General features: G+C 64.9%; 10 protein-coding genes. 5 read left to right on the forward strand and 5 right to left on the reverse strand.

Annotated features, from left to right (window positions below; translation table 11 throughout):
• The first annotated feature begins 146 nt into the window (after window positions 1-146).
• Together NMG10_RS10260 and ggt are read left to right on the forward strand one after the other, a co-directional pair.
• Window positions 147-1043, forward strand: a complete 897-nt coding sequence (locus NMG10_RS10260) for a LysR family transcriptional regulator (RefSeq protein WP_203650468.1) — start codon at window positions 147-149, stop codon at window positions 1041-1043.
• 118 nt (window positions 1044-1161) lie between these two features.
• A complete protein-coding gene (ggt, locus tag NMG10_RS10265) occupies window positions 1162-2829 on the forward strand; it encodes a gamma-glutamyltransferase (RefSeq protein WP_203650470.1) in 1668 nt (555 codons plus the stop codon).
• A gap of 79 nt (window positions 2830-2908) precedes the next feature.
• On the opposite strand, the gene NMG10_RS10270 is transcribed toward ggt, so the two are convergent.
• Window positions 2909-4828, reverse strand: a complete 1920-nt coding sequence (locus NMG10_RS10270) for a methyl-accepting chemotaxis protein (protein ID WP_232855742.1) — start codon at window positions 4826-4828, stop codon at window positions 2909-2911.
• A 227-nt stretch (window positions 4829-5055) separates the two neighbouring features.
• Entirely contained in the window at window positions 5056-5940 is an 885-nt protein-coding gene (locus NMG10_RS10275; protein ID WP_232855741.1) for a neutral zinc metallopeptidase, read from the reverse strand.
• A 200-nt stretch (window positions 5941-6140) separates the two neighbouring features.
• On the opposite strand from NMG10_RS10275, the gene pcaH reads away from it, so the two are divergent.
• Window positions 6141-6860 (forward strand): protocatechuate 3,4-dioxygenase subunit beta, encoded by a 720-nt coding sequence (pcaH, locus tag NMG10_RS10280; RefSeq protein WP_203650476.1) that lies wholly within the window; start codon window positions 6141-6143, stop codon window positions 6858-6860.
• Window positions 6861-6871: 11 nt separating this feature from the next.
• Entirely contained in the window at window positions 6872-7477 is a 606-nt protein-coding gene (pcaG, locus tag NMG10_RS10285) for a protocatechuate 3,4-dioxygenase subunit alpha (RefSeq protein WP_232855740.1), read from the forward strand.
• Window positions 7478-7648: 171 nt separating this feature from the next.
• On the opposite strand, the gene trmA is transcribed toward pcaG, so the two are convergent.
• The 3 genes from trmA to NMG10_RS10300 form a co-directional block, all read right to left on the reverse strand.
• A complete protein-coding gene (gene trmA, locus NMG10_RS10290; RefSeq protein WP_232855739.1) occupies window positions 7649-8734 on the reverse strand; it encodes a tRNA (uridine(54)-C5)-methyltransferase TrmA in 1086 nt (361 codons plus the stop codon).
• Window positions 8731-10026 carry an NCS2 family permease gene (locus NMG10_RS10295; protein WP_203650481.1) on the reverse strand — a complete coding sequence of 432 codons (1296 nt, stop codon included), beginning with the start codon at window positions 10024-10026 and terminating at the stop codon, window positions 8731-8733. Before NMG10_RS10295 ends, trmA begins: the two co-directional genes overlap by 4 nt.
• A gap of 587 nt (window positions 10027-10613) precedes the next feature.
• Entirely contained in the window at window positions 10614-11834 is a 1221-nt protein-coding gene (locus NMG10_RS10300; RefSeq protein ID WP_254464305.1) for an MFS transporter, read from the reverse strand.
• A 343-nt stretch (window positions 11835-12177) separates the two neighbouring features.
• Here NMG10_RS10300 and NMG10_RS10305 point away from each other — a divergent pair, with 343 nt between their 5' ends.
• Window positions 12178-13614, forward strand: coding sequence for a cytochrome ubiquinol oxidase subunit I (locus NMG10_RS10305; RefSeq protein ID WP_110739371.1), 1437 nt, complete (start codon window positions 12178-12180; stop codon window positions 13612-13614).

The raw sequence follows: 13614 nt of genomic DNA on the forward strand, positions 1-13614 counted from the left end.
GCCCCAGGTTTTCGTATACCTGACAACTTCAATGGCGCAGCGTAGCCCTTTCGCGGCACAAGGCCGCTCCTACACGGGGCAAGTTGCTTGCACGTACGTTGATCAACAGCTATCAATCACGGCATTCTCCAATCAGGTCCTTTCGTGTGAAAACTCGCTCCGAAGAACTCCAGGTCTTCGTCGCCGTCATCGACAGCGGCTCGATCTCCGCCGCCGCCGAGCAGATCGGCCAGACCCCATCGGCCGTCAGCCGCACCCTGTCGCGGCTGGAGGGCAAGCTGGGCACCACCTTGGTCAACCGCACCACCCGGCGCATGGACCTGACCGAGGAAGGGCGCTTCTTCCTCGAACGCGCACGGTTGATCCTCGAGCAGATGGACGACATGGAAGAGCGCCTGTCGATGAACCGCCAGACCCCGTCCGGGCGCCTGCGCATCAACGCTGCCGCGCCGTTCATGCTGCACGCGATCCTGCCGTGGATCGGTGAGTTCCGTCGGCAATACCCCGGCATCGAGCTGGAACTGAACACCGACGACCTGATCATCGACCTGCTGGAGCAGAGCACCGACGTGGCCATTCGCATCGGCGAGCTGTCCGACTCCAGCCTGCATGCCCGCTCGCTGGGCTGCAGCCCGGTGCAGGTACTCGCCAGCCCCGATTACCTGGCGCGGCACGGTACGCCGCAGAAGGTCGAGGATCTCGACCAGCATTGCCTGCTCGGTTTCAGCTCCCTGGAATCGCTCAACCGCTGGCCATTGCGCCACGCCCAGGGCGACCATTGGGCGATCCGCCCGCAGCTGCTCGCCTCCAGTGGCGAAACCCTGCGCCAGCTGGCCATCGCCGGTGAAGGCATCGTCAGCCTGTCGCACTTCATGACCCACGAGGATATCCGCGCCGGCCGCCTGCAGGTACTGCTCGGCGAGCACAACAACGGCTATCGCCAGCCGATCCACGCGGTCTACTACCGCAACACCCAGCTGGCCCTGCGCATCCAGTGCTTCCTCGATTTCATCCAGAAAAAGCTGGCCGCCTACGCCTGCTGAGTTGCCTGAACGCGACAGTGTCTGCCCATCGGCGGCGCGATCCTGCAATGGTGTTTGCTTAGTCGGAGGGCTTCGGCCTTAATGACTGATCAACAAAAACAACACCAAGGAAGTGCGCATGCGTATCGTCATGTTCCAGCCGCTGGCCCTCGGGGTCGCGATCCTGAGCTGTTCCTCCGCCTTTGCCGTGACGCTGGAAGGCGGCGCGGTGGCCGCGCCTGATCAATATGGCGCACAGGTGGCCGCCGATATCCTCAAGAAAGGCGGCAACGCGGTGGACGCCGCCGTCGCCACCGCCTTCACCCTGGCCGTGACCTACCCCGAGGCCGGCAACATCGGCGGCGGTGGTTTCATGACCCTGTTCGTCGACGGCAAGCCCTACTTCCTCGACTACCGCGAAGTGGCGCCCAAGGCCGCGACCAAGACCATGTACCTGGACGACAAGGGCGAGGTGATCGAGAACCTCAGCCTGGTCGGCGTACGCGCCGCCGGCGTGCCGGGCACGGTGATGGGGCTGTGGGAGGCGCACCAGAAGTTCGGCAAGCTCAAGTGGAGCGAGTTGCTGACGCCGGCCATCGGCTACGCGCAGAACGGCTTCAAGATCGCCCAGAAGCAGTACCAGTACCGTGACGACGCCCAGGGTCTGTTCAAGACCGCCACCAACTTCAACGACTACTTCGGCCACATGAAGGTCGGCGAGCTGTTCAAGCAGCCGGAACTGGCGCAGACCCTGGAGCGCATCGCCGACAAGGGCGTCAGCGAGTTCTACCAGGGCAAGACCGCCGACCTGCTGGTGGCGCAGATGCAGGCCGACAAGGGCCTGATCACCAAGGATGACCTCAAGGACTACAAGGCCGTGTGGCGCGACCCGATCGCCATTGGCTGGCGCGGCAACGTGGTCTACACCGCGCCGCCGCCAAGCTCCGGCGGCGTCGCCCTGGCCCAGCTGCTGGGCATCAAGGAAGACCGCGCCGCGGACTTCAAGGGCGTCGAGCACAATTCGGCCAAGTACATTCACCTGCTGGCCGAGATCGAGAAACGCGTGTTCGCAGATCGCGCCGACTACCTCGGTGACCCGGCCTTCACCAAGGTCCCGGTCGACCAGCTGGTGGCCAAGGACTACCTGGCCAAGCGCGCCGCCCAGGTCAACCCGAACGCGATCTCCGAGACCGACAAGGTCAAGCCGGGGCTGGAGCCGCACCAGACCACGCACTTCTCCATCGTCGACAAGCAGGGTAATGCGGTGAGCAACACCTACACCCTCAACCTCGACTACGGCAGTGGCGTGGTGGTCAAGGGCGCGGGCTTCCTGCTCAACGACGAGATGGACGACTTCAGCGCCAAGCCGGGGGCGGCCAATGCCTTTGGCGTGGTCGGCGGCGACGCCAACGCTATCGCGCCGGGCAAGCGCATGCTTTCGTCGATGAGCCCGAGCCTGGTGACCCGCGATGGCAAGGTGGCGCTGGTGCTGGGCACGCCGGGTGGTTCGCGGATCTTCACCTCGATCTTCCAGGTGATGAACAACCTGTATGACTACGGCATGCCGTTGGAGAAGGCGGTGGCGGCGCAGCGTGTGCATCATCAGTTGCTGCCCAAGGACACGATCTACTTCGACAGCTATGCGCCGCTCACCGGCAAGGTGGCGGACGATCTGAAGAAGATGGGCTACGTGCTGGAAGACCAGGGTTGGGAGATGGGCGATATCCAGGCGATCCGGGTCACCGGGGAGAAGCTGGAGACCGCTTCCGATCCGCGTGGGCGTGGGGTGGGGATGATCGTCAAATAAGGCTGGGGTGAAATGATCGCGGGGCCAGCCCGCTCCCACGACCGGTGGGAGCGGGCTGGCCCCGCGATGCGTTACAGGGTCAGACGCGGAACTGGCTGACCAAGGTCTGCAGGTGACCACCCAGGCGCGCCAGCTCGACGCTGGAGGCGGCGGTCTCGTCGCTGGCCGCGGCGGTCTGCTCCGACACGTCGCGCACGTTGAGGATGCTGCGGCTGATCTCTTCGGCCACGGCGCTCTGCTGCTCGGCGGCGGCGGCGATCTGCTGGTTCATCGACTGGATATTCGACACCGTGCGGGTGATGCTCTCCAGCGAACCACCGGCCTTGCGCGCCAGCTCGACGCTGCTGTCGGTCAGGCTGCGGCTGCCGTTCATCACTTCGGCGACCTGCTGGGTGCCGTGCTGCAGGCTGGCGATCAGGCCTTCGATCTCTTCGGTGGACTGCTGGGTGCGCTGGGCCAGGCCGCGGACCTCATCGGCCACCACGGCGAAGCCACGGCCGGCCTCGCCGGCACGGGCCGCCTCGATGGCGGCGTTGAGCGCCAGCAGGTTGGTCTGCTCGGCCACCGACTTGATCACGTCCATGACGCTGCCGATCTTCTGGCTTTCCTGCTGCAGCAGGGTCATCGCCTCGGTGGAGCGGTGCACCTCATGGGCCAGGCGTTCGATCTGGCTGATGGCTTCACCCACCACCTTGTCGCCGACCCGGGCTTCGTCGTCGGCGTTGGTCGCCGCGTGGGAGGCCTGCTCGGCGTTACGCGCGACTTCCTGGACGGTGGCGGCCATCTCGTGCATGGCGGTGGCCACCTGGTCGGTCTCGACCTTCTGGCTGTTGGCGCCGGCGCTGGTCTGTTCGGTCACCGCCGACAGTTCCTCGGCGGCGCTGGCGATCTGGGTGACGCCGTCGCGGATGCCGGTGATCAGGTCGCGCAGGGTGGTGCCCATGCGGGCGATGCCCTGCTGCAGGGCGCCCAGTTCGTCGCGGCGGGTGACGCGCAGTTCCTGGGTGAGGTCGCCGCTGGCGATGCGGTTGACCACATCCATGGTTTCGCGCAGCGGGCGGGTGATCTGGCGGGTGATGATGAACGCGGCGAGCACGCCGACCAGCAGCGCCAGGAGGGTGGCGGTGGTCTGCAGGCTGCGGGCCTGGACGCTTTCGGCGTCACGGCGCTCGATCTGGATCTTGTACAGCTCGTCGCTGCGCTTGACGATGTCGGCGCCCTGCACGGTCATTTCGGCACGGGCCACGCCGATGGCGGCGGTGGCGTCGCGGAACTGGCGCACGGCGTCGCGGTAGGCCAGCACGGCGTTTTCGAACTGCTGGATGCGCGAGGCTTCGCCCGGCAGTTGGCGCTTGAGGCTGTCGATTTCGCTCAGGGCGTTTTCCAGCTGGCGCAGGGCGGCCTGCTCGGCTTCGTTGGTCAGGTCGGCGATGTAGCTGCGCACGTCCAGGCGAACCTGCACCAGTTGCTGCTTGGCCTTGCTGATGACCAGGTATTGCGCCAGGCGGCTGGCATCGCCTTCGGAACTGGACAGCACGGCGTTGCTGATGGCCTCGATCGCCTCATTGGCACGGCCGGCGGCCTGGTTCATCGACTCGCGGGCGGCGAGGGTGGTCTTGTAGCCCTGGCGCATCTTTTCCAGCGAGACGCGATATTCGCTGATGCTCTGGCCCTGCTCGCGCAGCAGCTTGACGTTTTCCGGGCTCTTGAAGGAGTTGACCAGGTGCTGCTGCTGGCTGCCGAAGGCGTCGAGCTTGGCCTGGACATTGGCCGCCGAGGCGTCGTCGCCGTTGGTCAGCATCCACTGCAGGCGGGCCACGCGCAGGTTGGTCAGGTCACTGTTGAGCTGGGTGATGTCGCTCATCCAGTTGCTGCGGTCGATGAGACTGCCCAGGCTGTTCCAGCCGGTCAGGGCCAGCAGGCCGGTCAGGACCAGGACCAGGCCGAAGCCCAGGCCGAGTTTGAGGTTGACGCTGATATTGGCGAACCAACTGTTCATGCACGCTCTCCCAGAGAATGATTTCGCTCACTTGATCTCAAAAGCTGGGCGTTGTTGTTGTCAGATAGCCCGCAGATTTGTGTAGGACTTATCGGCAAACAGGGGAGAAGCTGAAACGCTTTTTCAGCAAATTTGTAACTTGTTGAATACGTTTGTGTTTTTGATGTGGTCAATCGCGGGTACACCCGCCATGCGCACCTGTAGGCGCGCACTGGGGGATCGCGATCTCAAAGGCTCCGTGCGCTGAAGGTGTCGCACTGGTTCACGTCGCCACTGGAAAACCCAGCCTTGAACCAACGCTCGCGCTGTTGCGAGGTGCCATGGGTGAACGAGTCGGGCACCACCCGCCCTTGCCCCTGCTGTTGCAGGCGATCATCACCGATGGCATTGGCGGCGTTCAGCGCCTCTTGCACATCACCCGGCTCCAGCCAGTTCAGGCGTTTCTGCGCCTGGTAGGCCCACACGCCGGCCAGGCAGTCGGCCTGCAGTTCCTGGCGCACCAGCAGGCCGTTGTCACCTTCCATGCGTTGGCCATTGCGGCGCGCGGCGTCGACCTTGGCCGAGACGCCGAGCAGGGTCTGCACGTGGTGGCCGATTTCGTGGGCGATCACGTAGGCCTGGGCGAAGTCGCCGGCGGCCTTGAAGCGGGTTTCCATTTCCCGGAAGAACGTCATGTCCAGGTACACGCGCTGGTCGCCGGGGCAGTAGAACGGCCCGACCGCCGCCGAGGCGAAGCCGCAGGCGGAGTTGACCTGGCCACTGAACAGCACCAGCTGGGGATCGCGGTACTGCTTGCCCGCCTGGGCAAAGAGTGCCTTCCAGGTGTCCTCGGTGTCGCCGAGGATCGAGGCGACGAACTCGGCCTGCTCGTCGTTGGCCGGCGGCGCCTTGCTGCCGACGTTGGCCGGAGCGGTCTGCTGCTGCTCCATCTGCCCGGCCAACTGGCCGAGGATCTGCAGCGGGTCCTGACCGGTGAGCCAGCCGATGCCAACGATCAACAGGATGGCGCCGAGCCCGAGGCCCTTGCCGCCGCCGAAGCGCATGCCGCCGCCACCCCCTTCGCCGCGGGCATCGACCACGTTGTCGCTGCGTCGACCTTTTCGCCATTCCATATGGAGCTCTCCGGTTTGTGAAACATGAAGTCTAAAGATTAGTTCAGCGCTGCCCAGGGCGTCGCCCTGGTCGCTGATGCATAACCAAATGGTTATGTCTAAGACCGCTGAATTCAATATTCATCCCGACTGGCCTGCCGGAAACTGCAAGTCCGCCTGCCACGCCCAGGCGTTCGACAATTCCAAGAGAGGAAACCGGCATGCCCGCCCAGGACACCAGCCGCTTCGTGATCCGTGATCGCAACTGGCACCCCAAGGCCTTCACCCCCGACTACAAGACCTCGGTGGCGCGCTCGCCGCGCCAGGCGTTGGTCAGCATCCCGCAGTCGATCAGCGAAAGTACCGGCCCGGACTTTTCCCATCTGCGCTTCGGTGAGCACGACCACGACCTGCTGCTCAACTTCAACCAGGGCGGCCTGCCGATTGGCGAGCGCATCATCGTCGCCGGCCGTGTTGTCGACCAGTACGGCAAGCCGGTGCCCAATACCCTGGTCGAGATGTGGCAGGCCAACGCCGGCGGTCGCTACCGGCACAAGAACGACCGCTACCTGGCCCCGCTGGACCCGAACTTTGGCGGCGTTGGTCGTTGCCTGACCGACCGCGACGGCTACTACAGCTTCCGCACCATCAAGCCCGGTCCGTACCCGTGGCGCAACGGCCCCAACGACTGGCGCCCGGCGCATATCCACTTCTCCATCAGCGGGCCGTCGATCGCCACCAAGCTGATCACCCAGCTGTACTTCGAGGGCGATCCACTGATTCCGCTGTGCCCGATCGTCAAGTCGATCGCCAATCCTGAGGCGGTCCAGCGGCTGATCGCCAGGCTCGACATGGGCCATGCCAACCCCATGGATTGCCTGGCCTACCGCTTCGACATCGTCCTGCGCGGCCAGCGCCAGACCCACTTCGAAAATCGCTGAGGAGGCCCGTCATGCCTATCGAACTGCTGCCGGAAACCCCTTCGCAGACCGCCGGCCCCTACGTGCACATCGGCCTGGCCCTGGAGGCGGCGGGCAACCCGACCCGCGACCAGGAAATCTGGAACCGCCTGGCCCGGCCCGATGCGCCGGGCGAACATATCCTCTTGCTCGGCCAGGTGTACGACGGCAACGGCCACCTGGTGCGCGATTCGTTCCTGGAAATCTGGCAAGCCGATGCCAATGGCCAATATCAGGATGAATTCAACCTGGAGAACGCTTTCAACAGCTTCGGCCGCACCGCGACCACCTTCGATGCCGGTGAATGGACGCTGCACACGGTCAAGCCGGGGGTGGTGAACAACGCCGCGGGCGTGCCGATGGCGCCGCACATCAACATCAGCCTGTTTGCCCGGGGGATCAATATCCACCTGCATACCCGGCTGTACTTCGATGACGAGGGCGAGGCGAACGCCCGGTGCCCGGTGCTCAACCTGATCGAGCAGCCGCAGCGGCGCGAGACGCTGATCGCCAGACGTTGCGAGGTAGAGGGGAAGACGGCGTATCGCTTCGATATCCGTATTCAGGGGGAGGGGGAGACGGTGTTCTTCGATTTCTGAAGGCGTTTACGCGATCCCTGTAGGAGCGGCCTTGTGCCGCGAAAGGGCCGCAGAGCGGCCCCGGTGATTGATGTGTAAACGCTGGAATCCAGGGGTCGCTACGCGACCCTTTCGCGGCACAAGGCCGCTCCTACACACACACAGCGTGCAGGAGCCTGCCCTGCGAGCGTTTCAGCGCCGAACCAGCAGTACGCCGCTTTCCATATGGTGGGTATACGGGAACTGGTCGAACAGCGCGCAGCGTTCGATACGGTGGGTATCGTGCAGCTGGGCGATGTTCTGCGCCAGGGTCTCTGGGTTGCACGAGATATACAGGATGCGCTCGAAGCGGCGGGTCAGCTCGCAGGTGTCCGGGTCCATGCCGGCGCGTGGCGGGTCGACGAACACGGTGCCGAAGTCGTAGCTTTTCAGGTCGATGCCTTCCAGGCGGCGGAACGGGCGGACCTCGTTCAGCGCCTGGGTCAGCTCTTCGGCCGACAGGCGTACCAGGCGCACGTTGTCCACGCCGTTCTCGTCGAGGTTGTGCAACGCGGCATTGACCGAGGTCTTGCTGATCTCGGTGGCCAGCACCTTGCGCGCGCGGGTGGCCAGCGGCAGGGTGAAGTTGCCGTTGCCGCAGTACAGCTCCAGCAGGTCGTCCTGGCGCTCGCCCATGGCCTCGAAGGCCCAGCCGAGCATCTTCTGGTTCACCGCGCCATTGGGCTGGGTGAAGGCACCTTCGGGCTGGCGATAGCTGAAGGTGCGTCCAGCGATGTCGAGCTTCTCCACCGCATAGTCGCGGCCGATCACCACGCGCTTGCCCTTGGAACGACCGATCACGCTGACGTTCAGGTCGCTGGCCAGTTGTTGCGCGGCGGTTTCCCAGGCGTCGTCCAGCGGACGGTGGTAGCACAGGGTGACCATCGCATCGCCGGCCAGGGTGGTGAGGAACTCGACCTGGAACAGGCGATTGTCGAGCGCCTCGTTGCCCTGCCAGGCGGCCTTCAGGCGTGGCATCAGTTCATTGATGCGCTCGCTGGCGATGGGGAAATCGTTGATCAGGATCGCCTTGTGCTTCTCGCCCGGGGCGAACATCGCGTAATGGCGTTGGCCGTCCTCGCGCCACAGGCGGAACTCGGCGCGCAGGCGATAGTGCTCGCGCGGCGAGTCGAACAGCGCCGGCTCCGGCGCGCCGAACGGTGCCAGCAGCTCGCGCAGGCGGTCGGCCTTGGCCGCCAGCTGCGCATCGTATTGGGAAGGATCCAGGACAGCACTCATGCGGGGAACCAGCCCAGCTTGATGACGAACAGGATCGACAGGATCACCAGCGCCGGGTTCAGGTCGCGGTGACGACCGGAGATCAGCTTGATGGCGGTCCAGGCGATGAAGCCGAAGGCGATGCCGTTGGCAATCGAATAGGTCAGCGGCATGGCCAGGGCGGTCACCACCACCGGCGCGGCTTCGGTGACATCGTCCCAGTTGATCTCGGCCAGGCCCGAGGCCATCAGCACGGCGACGAACAGCAGCGCTGGCGCGGTGGCGAAGGCTGGCACGCTGCCGGCCAGCGGGGCGAAGAACAGCGCCAGCAGGAACAGCACTGCGACCACGATGGCGGTCAGGCCGGTGCGCCCGCCCGCGCTCACGCCCGCCGCCGACTCGATGTAGCTGGTGGTGGTCGAGGTGCCCAGCAGGGAACCGGCCATGGCGGCGGTACTGTCGGCGATCAGGGCGCGGCCCATCTTCGGCATGTGGCCGTCCTTGCCCATCAGGCCGGCGCGCTTGGCCACGCCGATCAGGGTGCCGGAGTTATCGAACAGGTCGACGAACAGGAAGGCGAAGATTACGCTGATCAGGCCGACGTCGAGGGCGCCGGCGATGTCCAGTTGCAGGAAGGTCGGGGCCAGTGACGGCGGCATCGACACCACGCCATTGAACGGAGTGACGCCCATCGCGATCGAGGCCACGGTCACCGCCAGGATACCGATCAGCACCGCGCCGCGGACCTTCAGCGACTCGAGGGCGACAATCAGGAAGAAGCCGAGGATGGCGAGGATTGGCGCCGGCTTGCTGAGGTCGCCCAGGCCCACCAGAGTGGCCGGGTTATCGACGACGATACCTGCGTTATGCAGGGCGATCAGTGCCAGGAACAGGCCGATGCCGGCAGCGATGGCCGAGCGCAGCGGCAGCGGGATGCTGTTCACGATCCACTCGCGGATGCGGAAGATCGACAGCAGGAAGAACAGCACGGCGGAAATGAATACCGCGCCCAGCGCCACCTGCCAGGTGTGGCCCATGTGCAGGACCACGGTGTAGGTGAAGAAGGCGTTCAGGCCCATGCCCGGCGCCAGGGCGATCGGGTAGTTGGCGATGATGCCCATGGTCACCGAACCGATGGCCGCGGCCAGGCACGTGGCGACGAACAGCGCGCCCTTGTCCATGCCGGTCTCGCCGAGGATGCTCGGGTTGACGAACAGGATGTAGGCCATGGCCAGGAAGGTGGTGACGCCCGCGAGAATCTCGGTGCGCACATTGGTGTCGTGTGCTTTTAGTTGAAACAGCCTTTCCAGCATGCCTGCTCCCCGGGCGCCCTCGCGCCGTGAATGTATCGACCCCAACAGCAAAGCACAGACCGTACCGGATACCGTGGTTTTATGTGGGGCGGAAAAAAGCCGCGCATCATACCAGCATGGATGGCGGGGGCCTATGGCCATTGGGGAGAGGGTTTTTTCCAGCCTGTGTCGGCCCTTTCGCGGGCAAGCCCGCTCCCACAGGTATTTCACAGGGCCTGAGGGCGGCGCGATCCCTGTGGAAGCGGGTTTATCGGACCGCCGCACCGCCGCGAAGCAGGCGAGGCGGTGCCTGGCACCGGCTATGCCGGTGTTCGTGGCTGAAGCCGCTCCCACAGCGACCGTGCAGCTCTCAAGCCACGCCTGTGGGAGCAACTGTCTTGCTCAATTTTTAGAATCTGGCGCGATCCCTGTGGGAGCGGGTTTATCGGACCGCCGCACCGCCGCGAAGCAGGCGACGCGGTGCCTGGCACCGGCTATGCCGGTGTTCGCGGCTGAAGCCGCTCCCACAGTGACCGTGCAGCCCTCAAGCCACGCGCCACGCCTGTGGGAGCGGGTTTACCCGCGAAGAGGCCGGCACAGGCAACCGATCAGCTGTTGTGCATCCGGTCCCGATGGGTCAGCGTCGGGAACAGCTTCATCCACACCCCGGTCACCACCAGCGTGCCCACGCCACCGAGCACCACCGCCGGCACTGTGCCAAACCAGTGCGCGGTAACGCCCGACTCGAACTCGCCGAGCTGGTTCGAGGCACCGATGAACAGCCCGTTCACCGCGCTCACCCGGCCGCGCATCTCGTCTGGCGTCTCCAACTGCACGAAGGCGCTGCGGATGACCATGCTGATCATGTCCGCCGCGCCCAGCACCACCAGCACCGCTAGGGAGAACCAGAACGAAGTGGACAGGCCGAAGGCGATGGTCGCGACGCCAAATATGCCCACTGCGGTGAACATGGTCAGACCCACCTTGCGTTCCACCGGGAAGCGCGCCAGCCACAGCGACATCAACAATGCACCGACGGCGGGCGCCGAGCGCAACAGACCCAGGCCCCAGGCGCCGGTGAGCAGGATGTCCTTGGCGAACACCGGCAGCAGGGCGGTGGCACCGCCCAGCAGCACGGCGAACAGGTCCAGCGAGATCGCGCCGAGGATATCCGGACGGCTGCGGATGAAGCGGATCCCGGCCAGCAGCGAGTCGAGGTTGGCCCTGCCTGGCTGCGGCGGCTGCCGACGGGCTTCGAGGCTCAGGGTCAAAAGACAGGCGATGAGATAGAGGACTACGGTCGGACCGTAAACCCAGGTACTGCCGAGGGCGTAGAGCAGGCCGCCCACCGCCGGGGCGACGATGGTCGCCGCCTGGGACGCCGATGCAGAGGCCGCCACCGCGCGTGGGAACAGCCCGGGTGGTACCACGTTGGGCAGCAGGGCCTGGGTCGCCGGCATCTCGAACGAGCGGGCGGCCCCCAGCAGGAAGGCCAGCACGAAGATCAGTTCGCGGCTGACGTTGTCGGTAAAGCTGCCCACGGCCAGTGCGAGGGCGATCAGCGCCTGCAGGGTCTGGCACAGGGCGGCGACCTTGCGCCGGTCATAGCGGTCGGCGACGTGACCGGTGTGCAGCATGAACAGCACGCGGGGAGCGAACTCGACCAGCCCGACCAGACCCAGGTCGAGGACATTGCCGGTGAGCTGGTAGAGGTGCCAGCCGATGGCCACGGTGAGCATCTGGAAGCCGCTGGCGGTGAACACGCGGGCCAGCCAGAAGGCGAGGAACGGGCGGTGATGGCGCAGCAATTTCGGGGCGGAATCGGACATCGGGGAGCCTGCGACCTCGGTACCAGAGGGGGCTGAAGAGTAACATCTGTTTGTAACAAATAGTTGCTGAAAGCCGCGTGGATCAACTTTTCACACGCAAAAAAAGAGGGTGAGGCAACCGGTCACGCGGCAATCAACCACACATCCGGATGGGTCATTCGGGACTATGCTTCCATTCAGTCGTTGACCTGGATCAATCGTTCCAGATGCAACGATCTTGGCCCTCGGGCCGGAATCCCCGCGATCGAACAGAACAATTCCAACGCGCCGCACTCGATACCCGTGGGGGCAGTGGGCGACAGGCCATGAGCCCGGTCGCCGGATTACCTGAAGAGGAAGCACCATGTTCGGATTGGAAGCCCTAGAGCTCGCCCGAATCCAGTTTGCCTTTACCGTGTCCTTTCACATCCTGTTCCCGGCCATCACCATTGGCCTGGCGAGCTACCTGGCGGTCCTCGAAGGCCTTTGGCTGAAGACCGGCGACAATACCTACCGTGACCTCTACCACTTCTGGTCGAAGATCTTCGCCGTCAACTTCGGCATGGGCGTGGTCTCGGGCCTGGTCATGGCCTACCAGTTCGGCACCAACTGGAGCCAGTTCTCCGACTTTGCCGGGTCCATCACCGGTCCATTACTTACTTACGAGGTCTTGACCGCCTTCTTCCTCGAGGCCGGTTTCCTCGGCGTCATGCTGTTCGGCTGGAACCGTGTCGGGCGTGGCCTGCACTTCTTCGCCACGTGCATGGTGGCGCTCGGCACGCTGGTGTCGACGTTCTGGATCCTCGCCTCCAACAGCTGGATGCAGACGCCCCAGGGCTACGAGATCGTCAATGGCCAGGTGATCCCGGTGGACTGGTTCGCGGTGATCTTCAACCCGTCCTTCCCCTACCGGCTGATGCACATGGCCACCGCGGCCTTCGTCGCCACCGCGTTCTTCGTCGGCGCCTCGGCGGCCTGGCACCTGCTGCGCGGGCGCGACAACCCGGCGGTGCGCAAGATGCTGTCGATGGCCATGTGGATGGCGCTGATCGTCGCGCCGGTACAGGCGGTGATCGGTGACTTCCATGGCTTGAACACCCTCAAGCACCAGCCGGTGAAGATCGCCGCCATCGAAGGCCACTGGGAGAACAAGCCCGGCGAGCCGACCCCGCTGATCCTGTTCGGCATTCCCGACATGCAGGCCGAGACCACGCGCTTCAAGATCGAGATCCCGGCGCTCGGCAGCCTGATCCTCACCCACAGCCTGGACAAGCAGGTCCCGGCGATGAAGGACTTCCCGCCCGAGGATCGACCCAATTCGACCATCGTGTTCTGGTCGTTCCGGATCATGGTCGGGCTGGGCATGCTGATGATCTTCGTCGGCCTGTGGAGCCTGTGGCTGCGCAAGCGCGGCACGCTGTACAGCTCGCGTCCGTTCCTCTACCTGACCTTGTGGATGGGCCCGTCCGGGTTGATCGCCATCCTCGCCGGCTGGTTCACCACCGAGGTCGGTCGCCAGCCCTGGGTGGTCTATGGGCTGATGCGCACCGCCGATGGGGTGTCCAACCATAGCTACGCGCAACTTGGTTTCACCCTGGTGATGTTCGTGGTGGTCTACTTCGCCCTGTTCGGCACCGGCATCGGCTACATGATGCGCCTGGTGCGCAAAGGGCCGAAGACCGGCGAAGGCGAGGAGCACACCCCGGGTGGCCCTGGCCAGAAACGCACGCCGGCGCGGCCACTGTCCGCCGCCGATGAAGGCCATGAGGCCGACTCCGCCAGCCTGAGCAAGGGGAACTGA

The organism is Pseudomonas sp. DVZ6 (assembly GCF_024259445.1).
In the GTDB taxonomy this organism is placed as follows: domain Bacteria; phylum Pseudomonadota; class Gammaproteobacteria; order Pseudomonadales; family Pseudomonadaceae; genus Aquipseudomonas; species Aquipseudomonas peradeniyensis.